The sequence below is a fragment of the Cognaticolwellia mytili genome (assembly GCF_002104475.1).
GTDB lineage: Bacteria > Pseudomonadota > Gammaproteobacteria > Enterobacterales > Alteromonadaceae > Cognaticolwellia > Cognaticolwellia mytili.
Window position 1 is genome coordinate 410668 of sequence record NZ_NBOF01000004.1, and the last position, 23895, is coordinate 434562.

The 23895-nt window shown below is 39.1% G+C and carries 24 protein-coding genes; 17 read left to right on the top strand and 7 right to left on the bottom strand.

The window, feature by feature from the left end:
• Window positions 1–230 precede the first annotated feature (230 nt).
• Window positions 231–1124: an MBL fold metallo-hydrolase gene (locus B7C41_RS15350; protein WP_158089145.1), complete on the top strand. Its 894-nt coding sequence runs from the start codon at window positions 231–233 to the stop codon at window positions 1122–1124.
• Between the two features lie 115 nt (window positions 1125–1239).
• On the opposite strand, the gene trpA is transcribed toward B7C41_RS15350, so the two are convergent.
• The 6 genes from trpA to B7C41_RS15380 form a co-directional block, all read right to left on the bottom strand.
• The gene (gene trpA, locus B7C41_RS15355) at window positions 1240–2067 is read right to left on the bottom strand and encodes a tryptophan synthase subunit alpha (RefSeq protein WP_085299823.1); all 828 of its coding nucleotides are present in this window, start codon (window positions 2065–2067) and stop codon (window positions 1240–1242) included.
• On the bottom strand, window positions 2067–3323 hold the full coding sequence (trpB, locus tag B7C41_RS15360; protein WP_085299824.1) for a tryptophan synthase subunit beta: 1257 nt from the start codon (window positions 3321–3323) through the stop codon (window positions 2067–2069). The genes trpA and trpB overlap by 1 nt, the downstream gene beginning before the upstream one ends.
• A 1-nt stretch (window position 3324) precedes the next feature.
• Window positions 3325–4713 carry a bifunctional indole-3-glycerol-phosphate synthase TrpC/phosphoribosylanthranilate isomerase TrpF gene (trpCF, locus tag B7C41_RS15365; RefSeq protein WP_085299825.1) on the bottom strand — a complete coding sequence of 463 codons (1389 nt, stop codon included), beginning with the start codon at window positions 4711–4713 and terminating at the stop codon, window positions 3325–3327.
• Window positions 4714–4721: 8 nt separating this feature from the next.
• Complete coding sequence (gene trpD, locus B7C41_RS15370; protein WP_085299826.1) at window positions 4722–5753, bottom strand: anthranilate phosphoribosyltransferase; 1032 nt, start codon at window positions 5751–5753, stop codon at window positions 4722–4724.
• Between the two features lie 2 nt (window positions 5754–5755).
• Window positions 5756–6382, bottom strand: coding sequence for an aminodeoxychorismate/anthranilate synthase component II (locus tag B7C41_RS15375; protein WP_235839745.1), 627 nt, complete (start codon window positions 6380–6382; stop codon window positions 5756–5758).
• Between the two features lie 65 nt (window positions 6383–6447).
• Window positions 6448–8124, bottom strand: coding sequence for an anthranilate synthase component 1 (locus B7C41_RS15380; RefSeq protein ID WP_085299828.1), 1677 nt, complete (start codon window positions 8122–8124; stop codon window positions 6448–6450).
• 382 nt (window positions 8125–8506) lie between these two features.
• Between B7C41_RS15380 and rnm the strand changes: the two genes are divergently transcribed.
• The 13 genes from rnm (at window position 8507) to B7C41_RS15445 (ending at window position 18738) form a co-directional block, all read left to right on the top strand.
• Window positions 8507–9379 carry an RNase RNM gene (gene rnm, locus B7C41_RS15385; RefSeq protein ID WP_085299829.1) on the top strand — a complete coding sequence of 291 codons (873 nt, stop codon included), beginning with the start codon at window positions 8507–8509 and terminating at the stop codon, window positions 9377–9379.
• A 46-nt stretch (window positions 9380–9425) separates the two neighbouring features.
• Window positions 9426–10046, top strand: coding sequence for an L-threonylcarbamoyladenylate synthase (locus tag B7C41_RS15390; RefSeq protein WP_085299830.1), 621 nt, complete (start codon window positions 9426–9428; stop codon window positions 10044–10046).
• Between the two features lie 23 nt (window positions 10047–10069).
• A complete protein-coding gene (locus tag B7C41_RS15395) occupies window positions 10070–10939 on the top strand; it encodes a segregation and condensation protein A (RefSeq protein ID WP_085299831.1) in 870 nt (289 codons plus the stop codon).
• A 50-nt stretch (window positions 10940–10989) separates the two neighbouring features.
• Window positions 10990–11565, top strand: a complete 576-nt coding sequence (scpB, locus tag B7C41_RS15400) for an SMC-Scp complex subunit ScpB (RefSeq protein WP_085299832.1) — start codon at window positions 10990–10992, stop codon at window positions 11563–11565.
• 168 nt (window positions 11566–11733) lie between these two features.
• Window positions 11734–12603, top strand: a complete 870-nt coding sequence (rluB, locus tag B7C41_RS15405; RefSeq protein WP_085299833.1) for a 23S rRNA pseudouridine(2605) synthase RluB — start codon at window positions 11734–11736, stop codon at window positions 12601–12603.
• Between the two features lie 187 nt (window positions 12604–12790).
• A complete protein-coding gene (rnd, locus tag B7C41_RS15410; protein WP_235839736.1) occupies window positions 12791–13942 on the top strand; it encodes a ribonuclease D in 1152 nt (383 codons plus the stop codon).
• Window positions 13943–14161: 219 nt separating this feature from the next.
• Window positions 14162–14467 (top strand): YcgL domain-containing protein, encoded by a 306-nt coding sequence (locus B7C41_RS15415; RefSeq protein ID WP_085299834.1) that lies wholly within the window; start codon window positions 14162–14164, stop codon window positions 14465–14467.
• A gap of 3 nt (window positions 14468–14470) precedes the next feature.
• Window positions 14471–15577 carry a lytic murein transglycosylase gene (locus tag B7C41_RS15420; RefSeq protein WP_235839737.1) on the top strand — a complete coding sequence of 369 codons (1107 nt, stop codon included), beginning with the start codon at window positions 14471–14473 and terminating at the stop codon, window positions 15575–15577.
• An 18-nt stretch (window positions 15578–15595) separates the two neighbouring features.
• Entirely contained in the window at window positions 15596–16138 is a 543-nt protein-coding gene (locus tag B7C41_RS15425) for a YcgN family cysteine cluster protein (protein WP_085299835.1), read from the top strand.
• 85 nt (window positions 16139–16223) lie between these two features.
• On the top strand, window positions 16224–16484 hold the full coding sequence (locus tag B7C41_RS15430) for a DnaJ domain-containing protein (RefSeq protein WP_085299836.1): 261 nt from the start codon (window positions 16224–16226) through the stop codon (window positions 16482–16484).
• A gap of 104 nt (window positions 16485–16588) precedes the next feature.
• On the top strand, window positions 16589–17050 hold the full coding sequence (locus B7C41_RS15435) for a hypothetical protein (RefSeq protein ID WP_085299837.1): 462 nt from the start codon (window positions 16589–16591) through the stop codon (window positions 17048–17050).
• A 55-nt stretch (window positions 17051–17105) separates the two neighbouring features.
• On the top strand, window positions 17106–17753 hold the full coding sequence (locus B7C41_RS15440; protein WP_085299838.1) for a hypothetical protein: 648 nt from the start codon (window positions 17106–17108) through the stop codon (window positions 17751–17753).
• A 64-nt stretch (window positions 17754–17817) separates the two neighbouring features.
• Window positions 17818–18738: a DUF6178 family protein gene (locus B7C41_RS15445; protein WP_085299839.1), complete on the top strand. Its 921-nt coding sequence runs from the start codon at window positions 17818–17820 to the stop codon at window positions 18736–18738.
• 172 nt (window positions 18739–18910) lie between these two features.
• On the opposite strand, the gene B7C41_RS15450 is transcribed toward B7C41_RS15445, so the two are convergent.
• Entirely contained in the window at window positions 18911–19432 is a 522-nt protein-coding gene (locus tag B7C41_RS15450; RefSeq protein WP_085299840.1) for a gamma carbonic anhydrase family protein, read from the bottom strand.
• A 597-nt stretch (window positions 19433–20029) separates the two neighbouring features.
• Between B7C41_RS15450 and B7C41_RS15460 the strand changes: the two genes are divergently transcribed.
• From B7C41_RS15460 to B7C41_RS15470, 3 genes are all read left to right on the top strand, one after another.
• Window positions 20030–21580, top strand: a complete 1551-nt coding sequence (locus B7C41_RS15460; RefSeq protein ID WP_085299842.1) for a Re/Si-specific NAD(P)(+) transhydrogenase subunit alpha — start codon at window positions 20030–20032, stop codon at window positions 21578–21580.
• A gap of 11 nt (window positions 21581–21591) precedes the next feature.
• Window positions 21592–22995 (top strand): Re/Si-specific NAD(P)(+) transhydrogenase subunit beta, encoded by a 1404-nt coding sequence (pntB, locus tag B7C41_RS15465; protein WP_085299843.1) that lies wholly within the window; start codon window positions 21592–21594, stop codon window positions 22993–22995.
• 383 nt (window positions 22996–23378) lie between these two features.
• Window positions 23379–23831, top strand: coding sequence for a GNAT family N-acetyltransferase (locus B7C41_RS15470; RefSeq protein WP_085299844.1), 453 nt, complete (start codon window positions 23379–23381; stop codon window positions 23829–23831).
• Window positions 23832–23895 lie beyond the last annotated feature (64 nt).

A 23895-nucleotide genomic window follows, 5' to 3' on the forward strand; every position in this document is an offset into this window, starting at 1 on the left:
TGACCTTATTATGATCAAACAATCAATATTGTCATCGCTGCTGATGGGATATCAATGTTAGTTATTACATTTTATTTAAAGTGAGTGTCTTATCGTTAATCTTAGTTATTACATTCTATTTAAAGTGAGTGTCTTATCGTTAATCTTCATCTTTAATCTATATGTTAAATCGAGCTTAAGTGAAATTTATAATGAAAAATATTATCCTTACTAAAAAACTATTATTTTTAGTGTTAATAGTAATTAGCCATCTTTCATATTCAGAAGATGACTTTTCTTTTGACGATCGTGGTGCAAGCTATAACCCGATGACCTATGTGCAAACAATAGAAACTGGCAATGGCGCCTATACAATTGAATTTAAAAATGAAGAAGAATCTTATTACACGAACTTTATTGTCACTTCAAAAGGTGTCGTAGCCTTCGACCCTTTATCTGATTCAGCAGCACAAGAATATAGTCGGATAATAAAAAAGTATTCTCCAGGTAAGCCGTTATTGGCGATCATTTATTCACATCTTCATACAGACCACATTGCTGGTGCACGTATTTTACGTAAAAATTTTGGCAGTGATGTTCCTATTATTGCTCATGAACGGACGTTAAAATATTTCAAACACAGAAACGTACCATTCATTGATTTGCCTACTGAAACAGTAACGGATAAGGGGAAAATTTATAAGTTTGGAGATAGGACAGTTGATTTGCGCTATTTAGGTGATGCGCATACAGCATCAATCCTTGTGCCGATATTTCCAGAACTAGAATTGGTTTATGTCTGTGATTATGCGAGCAACGATGTTGTCGGATGGACTGACCTTCCAGGTATTGATATCGATGAAATGATGACTATGCAGCGTCGAACATTAGAGCTAGAGGTTGCGATGGTAACTTTTTGTCATGGGCCACCTGACACCATTGAAGCTGTTAAAAGACAGCTTGATTACTATGAATCCGTACTTTTTGAAAGTCGTAAAGCACTCGAAAAAGGTTTGACAGAAGATCAAGCGGCAGATTTAATTGATCTTCCTGAATATAAACACTTTCGAAATTATAATGATTGGTTTAAAGAAAATGTACGTGCAATGTATCGTTGGGCTGATTTAAAGAGCCGGAAAAGATAAGCAGATAAATAGTTAGGAGAGATTGTCGCAGTATATTGTGAGTTATTCTACAACGTTGCTAAATAAAGTAGCCTAATCAAATACCGTTAGATTAGGCTATCCCATTCCGAAACAACTAAAGCTTAGTCGCCACCTTCATCGCAGCAACAAATTCAGATAATGCTTTTAGCATAGCGACATTATCATCTAAGTTATTTTCAATAATTTTTACCACTGCTGAGCCACTAATAGCACCTTTAGCACCTGTTGCTAACGCTTCAGTTACTTGTGCAGGTTTTGAAATACCAAAACCAATTACTGACGGTGCTGCTTGAAAGTTATCCAAGGCACTAATCAATTTATGGCCGGTCATTTCAGCTTCAGTTTCTGTACCTGTTACACCAACACGGCTAAGCACATAAGTATAACCAGCGCCATATTGAGCTACCTTTTCTATTGTCGCTTCACTGGCATTTGGTGGCGCGATAAAAATTGGTGCGACACCATTTTTAATAGCTGCTTCCCTGAAAGATTTACTTTCACGAATAGGCAAATCAGCAATAAGTACTGAATCAACACCTGCTGCGGCAACATCTCGGTAGAAATTATCAATACCACGGGCAAACACTAAGTTTCCGTAGAGCAATAAACCAATCGGCATATCAGGTGCGTACGCACGAACACGGGCTAAAATGTCTAAACAAATATCAGTATTGATATTTGCATTTAAGGCTCTAAGCGCCGCCATTTGAATAGTCATACCGTCAGCACTAGGATCTGAAAATGGAATACCCAACTCAAGCGCATCTGCGCCTGCATCTATTAGTGTTTTAATAATTTCAAATGACTGCTCGGCATTTGGATCGCCAATGGTCACGAAAGGAATAAAAGCGCCTTGGTTTTTCTCTGCTAAGTTTTTAAAAGCAACATCGTAGCGTGTACTTATTTGGTTAGCTTGGCTCATTATGATTCTCCTCTGTGTTTTACTTTGCTGTCATCGAGAGTACTTTGCTCTGCAGTTTCCGGAGAAATAATAGCGTTTACATGAGCTAAATCTTTATCGCCACGTCCTGACAAGTTAACTAAAAATACTGTTTCTTTAGTGACTTGATCAGCCATTTTTAATGCTTGTGCTAACGCATGTGAAGACTCAAGTGCAGGAATAATACCTTCATTGCGGGCTAGCAATTGAAATGCTTCAAGCGCTTCATCGTCATTAATTGGTACATATTGCGCACGACCTGAATCTTTTAATTGTGCGTGCTGTGGGCCAACAGCAGGGTAATCTAAACCAGCAGATACTGAGTAAGACTCTTCTATTTGACCATTATCATCTTGCATAATGTAGGTGTAGTTGCCGTGCAGCATACCTTTAGTACCTGCAACAAGGGTTGCGCCGTGGTGTGCAGTATTTATACCTTTACCACCAGCCTCAACACCAATTAATTTTACGCCTTCATCACCAATAAAGTCATTGAACATGCCAATAGCGTTTGAACCACCACCAACACAAGCAATAACATAATCAGGTAAACGACCTTCTTCCGCTAACAATTGCTGCTTCGCTTCTTCGCCGATCATTTTTTGAAATTCACGGACAATTGTTGGGAACGGGTGTGGACCTGCAGCAGTACCTAACAAGTAATGTGCGTTGTCGTAATTGGCAGACCAGTCACGTAATGCTTCATTCACCGCGTCTTTTAGTGTGCCACTGCCAGCAGTAACAGGAATAACTTCTGCGCCCATTAGCTTCATGCGAAAAACATTTGGCTGTTGACGCTGACAATCAACTGCGCCCATATAAACTTTACATTTTAAGCCCAATAATGAACAAGCAATAGCCGTAGCAACACCATGTTGACCTGCGCCAGTTTCAGCAATTATTTCTGTTTTACCCATGCGCTTTGCTAGTAAAGCCTGACCCAATACTTGGTTAGTTTTATGTGCGCCGCCGTGTAGTAAATCTTCACGTTTAAGGTAAATTTTTGCTAGTGGGTTTTTAACAATGTTACGACACAAGGTTAGTGGCGTAGGGCGGCCAGCATAGCTAGTTAGTAGTTTGTTAAATTCAGTTAGAAAAGCTTCATCAGATTGCGACTCGATAAAAGCTTGCTCTAATTGTTCTAATGCTGGCACTAAAAGTTCGCCAACGAACATACCGCCAAATTCCCCAAAGTAAGCGGGTAATGTTTTCTTTTCTGTATTTTTTGTAACAGTCATCTTAATAATTCCGTATTTGCGTGAATACTGAGTTAAGTTTTTCACGGCTTTTTACGCCTGGACTATCCTCAACACCTGAGTTGATATCCAAACCAAATAAATCTTGAGCGCTTTGTAGTGCTAATGCGCTATTAATGTTGTCTTGGCTTAATCCACCTGCGAGCATACACTTAGACAATAGTTGCTCACTTTCAGTTAACGATTGCCAACCAAAGGCTTCTCCGCTGCCAGGGTTTTTGCCATCAAGCACCCAGTGCTCAACATGCGCTAACGTTAGTGGTGGAATGGCGTTTTCAACTTTTACTGCTTTCCAAATTTGGCAGTTGCTTGGTAATGCCGCTTTTAATTGGTTGATAAATTCTTGATTCTCTTCGCCATGTAATTGCACGGCAAAAAGTGCTAAAGCTTTTGCATGTTCAACTATATTACTAATGCTTTCATTAACATAAACACCAACATAATTTAGGCTAGGCACACGGCTAACGATGTTTTGGGCTTGTGATAACGAAATACAGCGTGGCGACTTTTCAGCAAAAATTAAGCCGCCAAATTGCGCGCCAGTAGCAACGGCACTTTCGGCATGCTCTGCTGCGGTTAAACCACAAACTTTATTATTGCCGTAAATAAGTGTTCGACAAGCTAAATCAATATCATCTTGTGCCATGACTGAGCTACCCACCAAGAAGCCGTCGACTGCTGGCGCAAGCTCTCTTACTTGGTCGTTGGTATAAATACCTGATTCAGAAATCACAATGCGATCTGCTGGAATTTTCGGCGCAAAATCAAAAGTACGTGAAATATCCGTTGATAGATCTCTTAAGTTGCGATTATTAATACCAATAAGTTTAGCGTTAAGTGCTATTGCTCGTGTTAGCTCTTCGTCATTTGATACTTCGGTAAGAATCGATAAATTTAATGATTTAGCTACTGCTGCTAATGCTTGATATTCCGCATCACTTAATACACTTAGCATTAATAAAATGGCGTCAGCGCCATAATAACGCGCCAAATAGACTTGGTAAGTATCAATAAAAAAGTCTTTATTTAATACTGGACACTTTACGGTTTCGGTAACAATTTTTAAATAATCAAAGTTGCCTTGAAAGTACTTTTCATCAGTGAGCACTGAAATAGCCGCAGCGTATTTATCGTAAACTTTACAAATACTGGCGACATCAAAATCGCTTCTAATTAAACCTTTAGATGGTGAAGCTTTTTTACACTCTAAAATAAAACCTGCGTTTGCATTGCCTTGTTTTCTATCAAGCGCGGCATACATATCTTTTTCGCTTGGCTGTAACGAACTTTTAAAGCGCTCTAAAGGAAAGTCGATTTTTCGTTGCGCTACTTCAATGCGTTTGTCAGCAACAATTTTTTCTAATACATTCATTTTTAAAACTATCCTTGGTTTTTGTCGCTACTGTCGCTGTTTGATAATAAAACTAATTGCTCTAAGCTTTTTAGCGCTTTTCCTGAAGCTAGTACATCTTTTGCTAACGTCGCGGCAGCTTTTAAGTTGTCGGCTTTACCATGTAAGTAGAGTAGGGCTGCACAGTTAATAATAACGGCACTATTATGAGCGTTTTGCCCATGACCCGATAGAATAGCTTTAATAATGTCGGCATTTTCTTGTGGCGTGCCACCTTTGATATCAGCTAACTCATAACGGCTTACGCCGAAATCTTCAGGGGTTACTACTTTATGCTCTAGCTTGCCTTTGTTAATTTCACAAACATGTGTTTCGCCATGTAGGGCTATTTCGTCTAAACCACTGCCATGTACAACCCAAGCGCGTTCAACACCTGTAAGCATAAGGCTTTTTGCCATAGTAGGAATTAATGTTGGCGTATAAACCCCTAATAGCATGACTTTTGGCGCTGCCGGATTTACCAAAGGGCCAAGAATATTAAACAAGGTTCTAATGCCCATGGCTTTACGTACTGGCCCTGCATGTTTAAAGCCCGGATGATAAGCCGGAGCATAAAGAAAGCATAAGTTTGTTTGTTGTAAACATTTGCTCGCCGTTGCTGGCGACATCATTAAATTGACACCAAAGGCTTCTAATAAATCAGCAGAGCCCGACATACTTGAAACACTGCGATTGCCATGTTTTGCCATAGGTAGGCCACAGGCCGAGGCTAAAATAGCCGCGGTAGTCGAAATGTTGATGGTATTTGCACCATCGCCACCAGTGCCTACGCAATCACTAACCGCATGTGCTTGTGGTGGAAACGGTGTGGCATATTCTCTTACTGCAACGGCAGCACCGGCGATTTCTTCTGGTGTTTCACCTTTAATTTTTAGGGCAGTAAGTACGCTAGCGAGTAATTCAGGCGCAATATTACCTTGCATTACCTCACTGAAAAATGAATGAGACTGTGCTTGTGACAGTGATTGACCATTAACGAGTTGTTGTAGAATATTTTCCATGATTAATCCTTGCTCTGCGCTTGCTTGGCTATTTTATTTTGGCACAAACAGTCAAGGCTTTGCGCTAGTAATGTGCTACCAAAAGTGGTTAAAATTGATTCAGGGTGAAATTGAAAAGCAATGATGTTATCTTGCTTTTGCGCGATAGCCATTGGTAGTTTTTCACCATTATCAGTAATTAAATATGCTGTAGTTTCAAGTGCTTCAGGCATTTTTAAACCGACTAATGAGTGATAACGCGCAACGGGCAACGATTGCTGAATGCCATTAAATTCGTCACGCTCGGTATGGGTAATATTTGAAGCTTTACCGTGCACTATCTCAGGCGCTCTGCCAACATTGCCGCCATAATGCTCAATTAATGCTTGATGGCCAAGGCAGATACCTAACACCGGAAATTGACCAACAGCAAGTTTGATTAACGCCATTAAACAACCAGCATTAGCTGGTGTTCCAGGCCCTGGTGATAACACTAAAATCACGCCAGCAGGGTTTTTGTTTTGCTTTTCCTTTAACTTTTGAAAAATAAAGTCAGCACTCAAAGTGTTGCGATAAATTGTTAATTGGTAGCCTAAGCAGCGAAACTCATCAACTAAGTTATAAGTGAACGAATCGAGGTTATCTATCATTACAACCTCAGGTAAAGAGCTTGGTAAAGAGTCTGGTAAAGTATCAGACGTTAGTTTCGCTAAACTCATGATTGAACCTCCTTGTTGTTGCCGCTAATAATTAATTCTTTATTTTCAGCTTCAATAACCGCACTGATCACCGCTTGCGCTTTTTGTCTTGTTTCATTCGCTTCAGATTGCGGGTCAGAATCAAATACCACGCCTGCACCTGCTTGAACTTGTGCAATGTTATTTTTAACAAAGGCAGAGCGAATAACGATACAAGTATCCATATCACCATCACCGGTTAAATAGCCTACTGCACCGCCATAACTACCGCGACGTTTGCCTTCAACCTGTCGAATCAGTGATGTTGCTTTTACTTTTGGTGCGCCGGAAAGGGTGCCCATATTCATACAGGCTTGATAGGCGTGTAATGCATCTAGTTCGGTTTCTAATGTGCCGCAGACACGAGAAACAAGGTGCATAACGTGCGAGTAACGGTCAACTTTAAGTAAATCAGCAACGTGGCGAGTTCCCGGTTGGCTTACTCTAGCAATATCGTTGCGGGCTAAATCGACTAGCATAATATGCTCAGCCAATTCTTTTTTATCTAGGCGTAAATCAAGCTCTATTCGGCTGTCTAAGTCTGGCGACAAGCTTCCGTCAGCGTTAAAACCACGAGGACGTGTACCAGCGATAGGGTAAATCTCAACTTGTCGATTACTTTGTTGATATTTTAAAGCGGATTCAGGTGATGCGCCAAACATACAAAAGTCACTGTCTTGTAGATAAAACATGTAAGGACTTGGGTTGCGACGTTTTAATGCTTTATAAGCATTAAGAGTATTAGAGCAAGGCAAGCTAAAAGTGCGAGAAGGCACTACTTGAAAAATATCGCCGGCTAAAATGTTCTCTTTTAAATTATTGACGATTTGGCAAAACGCTTGGTCATCAATATCACAAGTTAAGCTGTCGTCAGTTGTACTTTGACTTGAAGTTGTTGAAGCTTTTAATGACAGTGTTGCGGTAACACTGTTTGCCAGTGTCGCTTTAATTGCCGCAACTTTATTTGTCAGTGCTGCCTTTGCCTCTTCATAGTGTTGACCAGAGAATAGGTTAGCAATAACTTCACTCGATTGTTTTTCATGGTCAATAACAATCAAGGTTTCAGCAAGATAAAATACAAAATCAGGACAGGTGTTTTCACTATCAGCAACATTGGGTAGCTGTTCACTGACTGCCATCATATCAAAAGCAAAGGCACCACCTAAAAATACCGCGAAAGGGTGGTCAGTTATATTAGTTAACTGTTGAAAAAGGCGTAAGCTTTGAAATGGGTTGACGGCAAGTAGTCGAGAGCGCTCATCTAGTTCTTCTGGCGTAGCCAAAAAAGTCGCGGTAAAAGCATGACTATTTGCAGTTTCAGTAATATCGGCATGGGTTACGAGTATTTGTTTGGCGAAAGCTAGGGCATTTTCGCCATTTTTACTGAGTGCAGTAAAAGATACGTTATTGCCATGACAAACAATTTTAACAGCAGTATCAGCAAGTAATAGACTTTTAAGTTGGTGCTTTTTATCGATTTCCGCCGATTCAAGCAAAAGGGTGTTTTCTTTTAAATTACCACTTTCATCACCACATAAAGTGTGGAAAACAGCAAGCGGATCGCTTTGGTAACTTAAGTGTTCAGTGAAGCTAGTAACCGCACCTAATTGCAGGTGTTGTTCGGTATTTTTATCTTGTTGGTTATTCTTGTTCATTGTTATCGGTATTCCTAAATAGTTTTAAATATGGTCATCCAGCGTAAATAGGCAAAAGCCACCATAAAAACCAACGTTTAACTTTAATTCGTAACATAGTTAATCTCTAAAATTTTAATTTATAAATGAAAAGTCAATTGATTCTTGATCAATTAAAAGCAAAAAACCCGCAATAAAGTGCGGGTTTTCGGAATTCTTACTTACAAGTAAACATCACAACCCACTTATGTAGAGTTATGCCACCACCAAATCAAAGAAATAGTTTGCTTTACTTGTATCATTATCTGTTATATCTCAGTAAAATTGTTTTATTCACTTGCCTAATAAGCGACTTAGCATTGCTTAAGGCATTTAAGTCCCTATAGAAGAACCGATCACAGTTATGTTGTCAACCACTGATTTTCAAAATGATAAAGATTTATCAAACTTACGCGTTGATTTACATAGTCATACTAATTGCTCTGACGGCGCACTGACGCCGCAAGAGCTAATAGAACGGGCGGTTAACTTTCAAATTGATGTTTTAGCCATTACTGATCACGATACGGTCTCGGGTCTTGATAGTGCAAAACAAACTATTTTAGACAAAAATATTCCATTAACATTAATTGATGGCATTGAAATATCAACCGAATGGCAAGGCTTTGAAATTCATATTGTTGGTTTAAATATAGACCCAAACAATGAAGCATTGTTGTCATTGATTGAACAACAACAACAGCGTCGAGAAACCCGTGCAATTACCATGGGCGAAAAATTAACCAAATGTGGCTTTCCTGATATTTATCAGCAAGCAAAAGCGTTAGCCGGTGCAGGCTCAATTACTCGTGCTCATTTTGCCAGAGTATTGTTGCAACAAGGTGCGGTGAGTAAAATGCAGGCAGCCTTTGACAAATATATTGGCAAAGGCAACCGAGCTTATGTAAAACCGAATTGGTGTAGCATTGAAGAAGCAGTGGCTATTATTCATGCTGCGGGCGGTGTAGCAGTGATGGCGCATCCCATTCGATATGATTTATCAACTAAGTGGTTACGCCGTTTAATTGTTCATTTTAAGGCGGTTGCAGGTGACGGTCTAGAAGTGGTTTTACCACAAATGAACGACGCTCAGCGAAAATTAATGCTAAGCTTTTGTTTAGAATATGAGTTACATGCATCAATGGGCTCTGACTTTCATCAGCCAAGTCGTTGGAGTGATTTAGGTCGTAACTTAAGAATGCCTGAGCATGCCAAGCCTATTTGGCAAATTTGGTAGAAGCTGCTACCCAGTCAATAAATTTAGTTATTAATCGGAGCTCATAATGAGTCAGTTTTTTTATGTACATCCTGATAACCCGCAAGGTCGGTTAATGAAGCAAGCTGCTGCTATCATTAGCCAAGGTGGCGTTATTGTTTACCCAACCGATTCTGGTTATGCCTTAGGTTGTCATATTGGTGACAAAAAAGCCTTAGACAGGCTTTGTAAAATAAGAAACATAGATAAAGAGCACAACTTTACGCTGATGTGCTGTGATTTGTCAGAGCTATCTGAGTACACCCGCGTTGATAACAGTGCTTTTCGATTATTGAAAAATAATACGCCTGGTCCTTACACCTTTATTTTTAAAGGCTCAAAGGAAGTGCCAAAAAGATTGTTAAATCCAAAACGTAAAACCATTGGTATTCGTGTGCCTGATAATGCAATCGCGCAAGCCTTGTTAGAAGAGCTAGGCGAGCCGATCATGTCAACAACGCTTATTATGCCGGGTGAAAGTACTGCTGAATTTGACCCTGAGCATATTCGCGATATTTTAGAGCATCAAGTTGACTTAATCATTAATGGTGGTCATTTAGGTGAGCATCCAACAACGGTTATCGACTTTTCAAATGATGACGTTGAAATTATTCGTGTTGGCGAAGGCGATCCAACGCCGTTTCAATAAGTCGGTAAAATAGTCAAAATATAATGTCAGATACTACTGAGTCAACATTGGAAAACGCCGTTCTTGATAGTACGAAAGCGTCAGGCGTTATGCTGCAACAAGTGCTGCCTTTTGCTTTTCTACGTGGCGAAGCCATTGTTGATAAACCACAAGATTTATTTATTCCGCCTGATGCCCTAGAAGTTATTCTGGAGATGTTCGAAGGGCCGCTTGATTTATTGTTGTATTTAATCCGCAAGCAAAAATTCGATATTTTAGACTTACCCATCGCGCCAATTACCACGCAATACATGGCATATGTTGAGCTAATGAAAGACATTAAGCTGGAATTAGCGGCCGAATATTTAGTGATGGCATCAATTTTAGCCGAGATTAAATCTCGGTTGTTACTACCCAAGCAAGCAGTAGAAGAGGAAGAGGGCGATCCTCGTGCTGAGTTAGTACGAAAATTACAAGAATACGAAGTAATTAAGCAGGCAGCAGAAAATATTGATGAGTTGCCACGCTTAGGCCGAGATAACTTTATGGCTCAAGTGGAACTAGCTGACAATTTTGTTCCTCACATTGAAAACACTAATGTTGACTTGCAGGAGTTAGTTGCGGCTTTACAAGGAGTGATCAAACGAACACAAGCTTTTGAACATCATCATATTCAAAAAGAGTCGTTATCAACTAGAGAGCGTATGGCTTACATACTATCAACGCTTAAAAGTGCTAGTGATAAAAAGTGTTATGTTGATTTTAGTGACTTATTTACGCTTGAAGAAGGTCGAAATGGTGTCGTGGTAACCTTTTTAGCAATATTAGAATTAATAAAAGAATCGTTAATTGATTGCCTACAAACTGAGGTTTATGGGCGCTTACGGGTTTGTTTACCTAAACTTGCAGAGTAAGTTCCTAAACTCTTAAGTTTTAATATTTTCCAAATACAGTACCGAGAAATATGAACGACAGAATACGCTTTAAAGATATCGATGATGATAAACTACAACGCTTGGTTGAAGCGGCTTTGTTTGTTGCTGATAAACCGTTATCGGTGCAGTCACTTAAACGTGATTTTTTAATAGAATATCGTGTTAGTAATCTTAAAATTCGTGATATAATTCTTGCCATTCAAGCCCATTATAAAGGGCGTGGTGTTGAACTTAATAAAGTCGCATCAGGTTACCGATTTCAAACACCAACAGAATTGAGTGAAGACTTAGCGCACCTCTATAAAGAAAAAGCGCCGAAGTATTCACGAGCACTATTGGAAACATTGGCGTTAATTGCCTATAAACAACCGATAACGCGTAGCGAAATAGAAGATATTCGCGGCGTTGCTGTTAGTAGTAATATAATTAAAACACTGACAGAAAGGGTATGGATTAAAACGGTTGGACATAAGGAAGTACCAGGTCGACCGGTGTTATACGCAAGTACCCAAGAATTTTTGGATTACTTCTCGTTGACCTCACTCGAGCAATTGCCTGAACTTATGCCAATGGCAGAGTTAACCGGCGAACCGAGTAAAGTATAAATTTTAAAACGAATCTAAACTTAGTTAAGGCCAGATTAAAACTGAGTTAAAGTTTAGTTAAACGCAAGGGGCAATATTCCCCTTACACTTAAAGAGACAGAGACGTAGTGAAAGTTAGTTGCATAGCAATACTTTCATCAAGTTACTGACGTAAGAGAGTTAAGACACATGTCTGAAAAATTACAAAAAGTATTAGCGCGTGCAGGCGCAGGTTCACGCCGTGAAATGGAAACTTATATTAGCGCTGGCCGTGTCAGTGTTGAAGGCAAAACTGCCTACTTAGGTGACCGTGTTGAAGGTACTGAACTTATTCGAGTTGATGGTCATCAAGTAAAACTGAAGCCTTTAGAAGAAGACTTGTGTCGTGTACTGATGTACAACAAGCCTGAAGGTGAGATGTGTACACGTAAAGACCCAGAAGGCCGTCCAACAGTATTTGACCGGTTACCTAAACTTGAGGGTAGCCGTTGGGTTGCTGTTGGTCGTTTAGATATCAATACTTCAGGTATGTTACTTTTCACCACTGATGGCGAATTAGCTAGTCGTTTAATGCATCCGTCTAAACAAGTTGAGCGTGAATACGCAGTACGTGTTTTTGGTGAAGTAAACGAAGCTATGCTACAAACCTTACGTCATGGCGTGAAGTTAGAAGATGGCCCTGCGAAATTTCAGAAAATAACTTACCGTGGTGGTGAAGGTCGTAACCATTGGTTCCATGTGGTGCTTTCTGAAGGACGTAACCGTGAAGTTCGTCGTTTGTGGGAAAGCCAAGACGTACAAGTGAGTCGCTTGATTCGTGTACGTTACGGTGACTTAGAAATGAAACGTCAATTACCTTTAGGTGGTTGGACCGAATTAGGCTTAAACGATGTAAACTATTACAGAAAGCTCGTTGATTTAGCACCTGAAACCCAAAGTAAGGTTAAAGTTGACGAAAAAGCGATGGATAATGCAAAAAGTCGCAGAATTCGTCGTTCAGTGAAAAAACATCAACATCGCAGCCAGCAAGCTACGCGACGTAAGCCTACTAAAAAGTAAAATTTAAATGACAGGTTATTGGAGGTATTTATACTTTCCTTTAACTCTGTCATTTTTCGTTTTGGCAAATACTAGTAAATACGATATTGTAACGATAAATAAGTTATCGCGATTTACAATACTCGCTTTAGCCTTTCGTTATAACAGTCATATAAAGCTAAGGTATACAGCCTAAATAGGATATTAAGTGCAAGCAGTTCTTGAAAAAATCTATGTCGAAGACGCTCAACAATTAAACCTAATTTGCCAATCATATGCGCAAGCCGACCTTCTCGCGATTGATACCGAGTTTGTTCGCACACGTACGCTTTATCCAAAGTTAGGCCTTATTCAGATAAATGATGGTAAAACATTGGCTTTAATAGACCCTGTAGCATTGCCTGATTTAACACCGTTTTGGCAGTTAATGGAAAACCCAAATATTGTCAAAGTATTGCATGCTTGTTCTGAAGATTTGGAAGTATTTCTGACCGCGGGTAATTGTCGTCCAGTTAATTTAATCGATAGCCAAATCATCATGGCGTTTTTAGGCCATGGTTTGTCATTGGGCTACGCTGCAATGATAGCGCATTACACCGGTATTGAATTAGACAAGTCTGAGTCACGTACCGATTGGATGAAAAGACCATTAACTGAAAAACAGCTTGAATATGCTCAAGCCGATGTTGAACACTTATTTAACATCTTACCAAAATTAATGGCTGAAATTGAGCAGTCAGGTTGGTTAGCGGCAGCGCAGCAAGAAAGTGAGTTGATGATTGAACGAAAATTCACTGCTATTGATGAATCGCAAATGTATAAAAATATAAAGATGGCGTGGCGTTTAAACCCACAACAACTTTATCGCTTACAACAACTAACCACTTGGCGTTATCAGCAGGCGAAGCAAAAAGATCGTCCTATTGGTTTTATCGCTAAAGATCATACCTTAGTGGCCTTGGCGCAACACAACCCTGATAATGTTGGTGCTATGGCGCGTATTGAAGGTGTTGAACAGCTAGATATTAGGCATAAAGGCAGAGCAATGCTGTTTGTGTTAAAGCAAGCTGAACAGCAAGCTAATGCTGAATTGCCAGCGCAAATAATTAGGCTTGATGAATATCCAGGTTATAAGCAAAACTTTAAAAAAGTTAAAAGCTTTATTGCCCTAGTTGGTACTGAAGCTGAGTTGTTAATTGAAAACTTAGCCTCTAAAAAGCAAATTAATCAGTTTCTCTCATGGTATTTTAAGCTTAATGGCGCGGAAAACAATGTTCATTTAGTCGATATTATGCAGGGGTGGCGCAAGCCATTACTAGGCGATAAGTTACTGGCTTTTGTTGAAAACGATTTCAAATAAACTAGCGTTTTATGCCTGAGTATTTAAATATCTCAGCGCTCAATGAACAAATGGCTTAAAGAAATTGTCGCATTAATTAATCAATAGTTATGGCGTGTAAAATGTTACATAACTATTAAGATGTTGTCGTCTTGATGTGATAGCGTTAAGCAGACGTTTTTTAAAAATATTATTACTATTAATAATTCCCCTAAACCACTTTAATCATAGGTCTCCATTATGCTGTGTAGTGTTTATAAAAGTGCTAAAAAAGCACAAACCTATCTTTTTGTTAATAAAAGAGATGATTTTTCCGCTGTCCCCGAAGCGTTAATGAAAATGTTTGGTACGCCAACGTTAGTCACCGTAATTAATTTAGCGACTAAAACTAAGTTAGGCTTTGCTGAGCTTGATAAAGTGAAAGAGAACTTAACTCTGCAGGGCTATTACTTGCAACTGACACCAAAAGAAGATGACATGCTAAAAGCGCATAAAGCTGAAATGAAAAATGACAGCAGCGAAGCAAGCAGCCAGGGCGAGGAATAGTTAATGAAGCAACGCACACTCGTTAAATCGCTTTCGTTATCACTTTGTATCGCTTTATCTTCAATGCCGGCATTTGCTAATGCCTTCGTTGATCCACAAAGTAAAGCCGCGACTGTGGCTAAATCGACTAAATCAGCCAAGCCAGTAAAACCAGTAAAGCCAAGTTTTGATGCGTACATTGCTCAATTAAAGCAGGAGGCACTTGCTAAAGGGTTTGAACAAAGCCTAATTGATGAATCATTTGCTAAGGTTGTATTTCATAAGCGAGCGGTAAAAGCCGACCGTAATCAACCTGAAAAAGTTGAAACCCTTGATACATATTTGCCAAAACGTTTGCCAGAATGGAAAATAAAACGTGCTCGCGCTATGTATAAAAAGCACCAAGTCTTGTTAACGAAAGTAGCGGCTGAATATGGCGTACAAGCACGCTTTATTGTTGCGCTATGGGGCTTAGAAACAAACTTTGGTAAAATTATGGGCAACTATAATGTTATCTCTGCTTTATCAACATTAGCTTACGAAGGGCGCCGAGAAGTGTTTTTTAAAAAGCAATTATGGGCAGCACTGAAAATTTTACAAGAAGGCCATATTGATATCGCAAACATGAAAGGTTCATGGGCCGGTGCGATGGGGCAAAATCAGTTTATGCCTACGTCATTTGTTGGCTACGCCGTTGACGGTGATGGTGACGGTAAAAAAGATATTTGGGGCAATCAAGCCGATGTGTTTTCATCAATGGCTAATTACTTGAAAAAAGAAGGCTGGAACGACGATCTTACTTGGGGTCGTCAAGTGAAGCTGCCAAACAATTTTGATAATGTATTTGCTATCCCTCAAAATACGGGTGGTCGAAAAAATTGGTTAAAGGCTTGGGCGAAAACTGAAAAAACGTTAGCGCAATGGCAAGCATTGGGTATTCGTCGCACTGATGGCACGAACTTACCAAATGTTGATATTAAGGCTGCGTTAGTTTTTCCTGATGGTGAAAAAGGCCGTGCTTACCTTGCGTATAATAATTATAAAAGTTTAATGCATTGGAACTTGTCGTACTATTTTGTTAGCTCGGTTGGACATTTATCTGACCATATTAAATTTCCACCTATTCAATAAATAGCAATAAGTAAGAATATGAGTAAAAAGAATAAGCGTTCAGTAGTTAAAAAAGTGGCTATCGAACCATTTTGGGAAACCAAATCATTAGATGATATGACGAGAACCGAATGGGAATCGTTGTGTGACGGCTGCGCTAAATGCTGTCTACATAAATTCATTGATGATGAAAATACTACTGACGAAACGGAATTAATGCCAACAACACATATTGTTGAAGGTGAGCAAATGAATTATTCCAATATCGCCTGTTATTTGTTGAATGATAAAAGTGGCCAGTGTTCTAAATACGAACAACGTACCAAGTTAGTGCCAGATTGTGTGCAGTTAACGCAAGAAAACTTAGATGATGTATTTTTCATGCCACCAAGTTGTACTTATCGTCGCTTAAAAGAAGGCAGAGGCATGCCTTCATGGCATCCGCTGTTGAATAAAGGCAAAAAGTCGGCAATGCATAAAGCAGGCATGTCGGTACGTGGTAAAATAGTGAAAGACGATGATGTTGATATTGAAAGTTTTCCTGACCATATTGTCGTATGGCCGCTGCACGATATAGATTAAGTTTATAACGTTAATCATATCAAGCATTTCAACCGTATTTATGTTGTTTAGCATCTATTAATAAGTAAAAGATAAGAGTAGTTTTATGGACCATTTTGAACAGTTAGGCGTAAGCAGAACATCAACCACCGTCGAGATTAAAAAAGCTTATAGAAAACTAGCGAATAAATATCACCCTGATAGAAATGATGGCGTGGAAGCAAAAGAAAAGTTTCAACTGATCCAGCAGGCATATGATGTTATTTCTGATCCAAAAAAGCGCTCTTTATACTTAAAAAATAACTATACCGTTATTACCGACCCGCGTGAAATTGCCGAGTCGTTTTGGCATAGCGCCCTAAACTAAGCTTTACAATTGGCTTTATCGTTAGTTTTATAATGTGTGTTAAGAATATTTGTCGAAAGAGTCTTCGATAGGCTCTTCATATGATTTTCCCTTAGGAATGAAGAATGCAAAGCGAAAAAAAAGTACCTGACTATTTAGCTGATGATTTTTCTCTTTATTTAGAGAACATGGATTCATTGGCAGATCCTGAAAACCCAGAGCTATTAGCAAATTATTTATCTAATTTGTTCGAACAATTAAAGCAAATGCCGTTATTATTTAGTGGCATGATTGACCAACTTGCTATGGCAATTTCGACTAAAGTTAGAATTGATAGTAAAAACTTGGCAAAAGTAGAACTTAATGATGAGCCTGCTTGGGGTGATATAAAACCTTTTGTTGGCGTACATAACGATGCCAGAGCCTGTATTACTGAAATAATGGCCGATGCAGAGCAAGATTTAAAAACTGCTATTTTGCTTATTCATTTTTATAATAGCTATGATGCGACGCCGATGGCAGCAGAAGACGATGAAAATGATTCGTTCGATGACGACGAATTTAATGACTATGATGAGAATTACTAAAGTTAATTAATCAGTTTTATATAATCAATGAATAACTACGTTTTAAGGAACTACTTTGACAAAAAATGCATTAATTCTTGCTAGCGACATTATTGAAGAAGCCCAACATAGCGGCAGACGTGCAGGTACCTCATTAGAAGCTATCGCTGCTGAGCAAGGTGATGAGACTATGCTTGCTGTAATGACAGAAATGGATATTCTAACGGTTGCCAAAATTGTTAGAGAGCACGATGCCACCATTCCTTCAATTGCCACATGGTTAATGGACGCTGAGTCAATTAAACAGCTGTTAAATGTTGAACCGTCATATTGGCAAAATTTAGATGAAGATCACGTGTTTTGTGCGCAAACTGAAGCACACAGTTTACTTACACAAATTTTTCTTTCTTCTGATGATGAAGAAAAAAAATTGGAAGTTTTAAATGCCATTGTTGAAGATGATTTCGGGCTTTTATACTTATCGTTACCTTTTGTTGGTCATGATTTTTCTGAATTGGAAGAAGATGAAGAGCAAACTTCCGGCAGCATTGAGGAATTATTAATGAAAATTAAAGCCTTGAGTGAAGAAGCTTATCGTGAAGTAATGACAGTTAGTACTAATGGCACATTGGAAAATATTGAAAATTCATTAAGACAAAATGCTAATAAGCAACGCGTCACCGCAGTTGAAATGGATACCGATGATATGTTTGCGCCGCTTTAGTTTTCAAGGTGACTCTCGACTATATGTGTTTAGCAGTACCGTGTTAATTGATTAGGATCCATCAATGAAAATAGCAGAGTTAAGAAATAATCCGTTCCTTCTTCTAGTGTTAAAAGACGGTGAAAGTGACGGTTATTTTAGTACAGAATTCATCCAAAAAACCAAGCAACAATTGACCGACATGTCGTTGAGAATAGCCTCCGATAATTTATCAATAATCTATGCCGACCAAATAAAAAAAGGCTGTGAAATTGTGCTTGGTATGAGCAATTTAGGCCTATTATCGCTTTGTGATAACGACACAGATAAAGCCAAAGAGATCATTAAAAGCCAAGGCATTGTTTATTGCTTTCGTGCTGGTTGGGCTAAATATGCACAGCTAAAAAAAGTATCACCGTCATACTTTGAAGAAATATCAATCACGCGTTATGCCTTAGCCATTACGGACACCTCTGATATAACCTTGATGCATACAGCGTTTATGAATGAAGGGTACAAAAGTGCCAAGCTGCTAGAAGTATATAAAAGTATCGCTGCTAACTACTGCGCAAATAGTTTACTGATTGATGAAGACGAAGAAATTTTGAAGTTTGAATTACAAAAGTTTCTCAATACAGCCATTGCATTATTACTTATTGATTCGGATAAAAAAGTATTTAGTAGTTCTTTGTATCAAAAATTAGATACCTACCTAACAAATACCGATAAAGATATATTGCTAGCAAAAGTAGAGACATGTGTTGCAAGTTTTATCGAGCAGTTATCAATCGTTGTTAAAGGTTATTTACAGGAAATAGACTTTTTAAATTTTACTGAATTTAAAGGCATCATTAAAGAGCAAACTAATGTCTCTATTTATATTCAAGAAATATTAGAATTGCCTATTACGGTTGCTAATGAATTGAATGAAGACTTCGAAGGTGGTTATGATCATCATGCTGACGACGATGAAGATTTAGCCTACTTAAGACCTGATAATTTGTAATAGCAATATTTAATCAGTAATATTCTAGCTAAAGCTTTTCAATAATAGTGTCTTACATGGGCACTATATACTTTAATTTTTTAATATAATAACTAAGAATCAGTACGGCTATGACTTAGTTATTTTTAACCGCACTATTAGCCGCACCATTAACCGCAGACATATCAACTAGCTATTTTACTGGAGCCAACTCTGCTAGGTAGCGCTGACCGTTTTCAACATAGTGCATGGCAGATTTCGTGAACATTGCTTGCGTTGATTCATCGAGTGCTTTTACTACTTTAGCCGGTGAACCTAGTGCTAGGTGTCCGTCAGGCACTTCCATGTTTTCAGTAATTAAGCTGTTAGCGCCAATTAAACAATTTCTTCCTATTTTAGCCCCATTAAGTATCACGGCATTCATGCCAATCAAGCTATTTTCTCCAATGGTACAGCCATGTAGCATAACTTTATGGCCAACCGTAACATTACGACCGATGGTCATCGGAAATTTAGCATCTACATGCAAAATAGAGCCGTCTTGAATATTGGTATTCTCACCTATATCAATTTTTGCTAAATCAGCTCTGATCACAACATTAAACCAGATACTTGCTTGGCTGCCTAATTCTACATCACCAATCAAGGTGGCATTTGGTGCAATAAAATTATTATCGCTAAGTTTTGGTTGCAGATTGGCGAGTCGATAAATCATTGTCACTTCCTTATTGTTAATTACTCTCTCATCTTAATCTATTTGCACTACAGCGCAAATTAGACGTTAGGACGAATTCAAGTTACCACAGATAGTGATTAGTTATAGTGAAATCAACTAAATTTGTCGTATAAAAAACAGGCGATTAATGGTAAAACAATAGTCGAATAAGAATAAGTATATACCCAAGCCACTTGAAGATGCAGGATTCAGCAAGTCGAAAAGGGTTAGCACCAAGGCATTGATTGAAGAGAATAGTTATTCTATTGTCGAAATCAACAACGCTGGAGGTGACCCTTTATCGGCTTGTCTTATGGGAGCTAAGCTAGAAAATCAGTTCAGCGTTGCAGTACTTGATAAGGTTCCCACATGGATGTGGGGCATTAGGATAATGCAGGAACAATTATCGGGAGTAACCATTACCTACGTGCTGCGACTTGCTCTGATTTCCTAGCTTAACTCTGAAACAGCATCTTCGAGCAGCTTGGGTATAAGTGTTTTAATGTTCAGTTGATTGCATTTTCTAATAAAACTTTGCGCCGATTTTAGCTAATTTACGCTGTTGTTAAGGGGATGTGGTGATTAAAAGGGGGAATTATGATTATTGGTATACCGAAAGAAACCTTAACGGGTGAAAGCCGAGTAGCAAGCTCGCCAACCGCAGTAGCTGCGTTACTAAAACTTGGTTTTGAAATACAAGTACAAAAAGGTGCTGGCACAAAAGCAAGTTTCACCGACCAAGAATTTATTGATGCGGGTGCCACACTTGTTACTAAAAAGAACGTTTGGCAATCAGATATCATTTTTAAAGTTAATTGCCCCAATATTGAAGAAATAGCGTTAATGAAAGATGGCGCGCACCTAATTAGTTTTATTGCCCCAGCACAAAACGAAGTGATTTTAGCTGCTTTAAAAGAAAGAGAAATAACCACTTTAGCCATGGAAATGGTACCACGTATGACACGTAGCCAGTCGATGGATGCCTTAAGTTCAATGGCGAATATTGCAGGCTATCGCGCAGTTATTGAAGCCACTCATCATTTTGGCCGCTTTTTAACTGGGCAAATTACCGCCGCAGGTAAGATGCCACCAGCAAAAGTCATGATTATTGGTGCGGGTGTTGCTGGCCTTGCTGCCATTGGCACCGCAGGTAGTTTAGGGGCCATTGTTCGTGCATTCGATACCCGCCCTGAAGTTAAAGAGCAAATTGAAAGTATGGGGGCTGAATTTTTAGAACTCGATTACGAAGAGCCAGAACCTGATTCACAAGCAGAGGGCTCAGGTGATGGTTACGCAAAAGAAATGAGTAAAGCCTTTATAGATGCAGAAATGGCGCTGTTTGCTGAACAAGCAAAAGATGTCGATATTATTATTACTACCGCAATGATCCCTGGAAAACCAGCGCCGAAATTGATTACAGCTGAAATGGTTGAATCAATGAAAACTGGCAGTATTGTGGTTGATTTATCGGCTGCAGGTGGCGGTAACTGTGAATTAACGCAAGCCGGCAAAGTGGTTAATGCCAATGGCGTTAAAATTATTGGCTACACCGACTTAGTTTCTCGATTGCCTAATCAATCTTCGCAGCTTTATTCAAATAACTTGGTGAGTTTAACTAAACTGTTATGCAAAGAAAAAGACGGGACGCTTAATATAGATTTTGACGATGTTGTTATTCGTAACATGACGGTTGTGAAGCAAAATGAAATTACTTTTCCTCCGCCGCCAATTCAAGTTAGCGCAGCACCTGCTGCGTCAAAAGTTGCCGCCAATCAACCTGCTGAAGTTAAAGCTGAAGAGCCGATTAGCCCGATTAAAAAACATGCATTTATTGTGGCAGGGGCATTACTATTTGCTTGGGTAGCAAGTGTTGCTCCGGCTGACTTTTTATCTCATTTCACCGTATTTGTTTTAGCCTGTGTTATTGGCTACAACGTAGTATGGAATGTTAGCCATTCGCTACATACGCCTCTGATGAGTGTCACCAATGCCATTTCAGGCATTATTGTTGTTGGCGCAGTATTGCAGGTCGGCAATGAAAACCCATTAATACAGTTACTCGCCGGTGTCGCAATACTTATCGCGACAATCAATATTGTTGGTGGCTTTGTCGTCACTAAACGCATGTTAAAAATGTTTAGAAAATAAGGGGCACTGGTATGGAGCTTTCTCAAGGGTTAATCAGTGCAGCTTATATATTAGCTGCGTTATTGTTCATTTTTAGTTTATCTGGTTTAAGTAAACAAGAAACCGCTGAAACCGGCAATTGGTATGGCATTGTCGGTATGGCAATTGCGCTTATCGCAACGATTGCAGACCCGCGTGTCGATAATGTCTGGATTATTTTAGTCACCATGGTGATAGGAGCTAGCATCGGCTTGCAGCTTGCTAAAAAAGTTGAAATGACACAAATGCCTGAACTTGTCGCCATCTTGCATAGTTTTGTTGGTTTAGCGGCGGTACTAGTCGGTTTCAATAGTTACTTTGAAATGGATCATTCAGCGTTGACTAATTTTACCAACCAACAACAAATAGCGACTAATATTCACCTAGTTGAAGTATTTCTTGGGGTATTTATTGGCTCTGTAACATTTACCGGCTCAATTGTCGCTTTTGGTAAATTGCGAGGTATCATAAATTCCTCATCGTTAATGTTACCTCACCGCCACAAGCTTAATTTAGCCGCTGGTGTCGCGTCATTTATGTTGATGGTACTTTTTGTCCAACAAGGTGGTGGTGACGGTGCACTATTTTTAATGACCTTTATTGCCTTAGCTTTTGGTTGGCATTTGGTGGCATCAATTGGCGGAGCTGATATGCCGGTGGTTGTTTCAATGCTTAACTCTTATTCCGGCTGGGCAGCAGCGGCAGCAGGGTTTATGTTAAGTAACGACTTACTCATTGTGACCGGCGCGTTAGTTGGCTCTTCGGGAGCAATTCTTTCTTATATTATGTGTAAGGCAATGAATCGCTCATTTATCAGTGTTATTGCCGGCGGTTTTGGTACGGACGCGGTCGTAAACGACGATGTTGATTATGGGGACTATGTTGAAATTAATGCTGATGCAGTAGCTGATATGCTTAGTAACGCAAAATCAGTCATTATTGCTCCAGGCTACGGTATGGCGGTGGCACAAGCACAGTATCCTGTTTATGAAATGACAAGGGCGCTAAAAGAGAAGGGGATCGATATTCGATTTGCTATTCACCCCGTTGCAGGGCGTTTACCTGGTCACATGAACGTGTTATTGGCTGAAGCGAAAGTACCTTATGATATTGTATTAGGCATGGAAGAAATTAACGATGATTTTGCTGAAACTGATGTGGTATTAGTTATTGGTGCAAATGACACCGTTAACCCATCTGCGGCAGAAGATCCTACTAGCCCAATTGCAGGTATGCCTGTGTTAGAAGTGTGGCATGCGAAAAATGTTGTCGTGTTTAAACGTTCAATGAGTCCCGGCTATGCGGGAGTACAAAACCCATTATTCTATAAAGACAACACAAAAATATTCTTTGGTGACGCAAAAGCTTCCTGTTTGAATATTTTAGATAAGCTTTAATGTGCGAGGATGTTTGTTTAAGTGATTGATTTAGCCAATTGCATCGAGAGTCCGTTGTATACGGGATTTTTTATGTGTTCTAATAACTTATTTTTTAATTTATTGATATTATAGGCTATTATGTTTAGCCAAACTAAATCGGGAGTAAGTTGTATTGATAAGTCTCAACGTTACATTTTGCCCTGCATGATAGACAAGTCTATGTGGGTAACAGAACAAGCGCTTAAACGAGGCAACAACTTACTGTACTGTATTAAAGATAAAAAGTTTATCTTTCAGGCAACACTATTCAGTATCTTGAAAAGATAGTCTAGTGTTGCCTAGCCGCAGTAGAAAGCTTTTAACCAAAAAATATCCATTATATTAAATTTTAAGGAAGCTGTATGGAAGCATCGCTTTGTCATGTAACACTGCGTCAAGTAACAAAAGCAAATTATGAGCAAGTTTGTGAATTGGATGTCTCAAAAGAGCAAGAGGATTATGTCGCTTGTAATATGTGGTCACTTGTTGAATCTATGTACAATGATGGCTATGAAACGAGAGCAATTTATATAGCAGAAGAACCGGTTGGTTTTTTTATGTGGGTGCAAGAGTCTACGATTAAAATTTCCATTTGGCGTTTTATGATTGATAAGGGACATCAAAACAAATCAATAGGCCGTGCGGCACTAAGTTTAGCCTTAGCGGAAATAAAAAAAGTTCCAGGGTTACAAGAAATTGAAATTTGTTATAATCCTAAGAATCCAGTTGCTAAGGAGTTTTACGCTAGCTTTGGTTTTTGTGAAGTTGGTATGGATGAAGACGACGAGGATATGCTAGCAGTTATAACGCTTTAAAATGTAATAACCAATAAAGTATATCGTTGTGACTTCCGCTATACTAAATTATGTTAAGCAATCA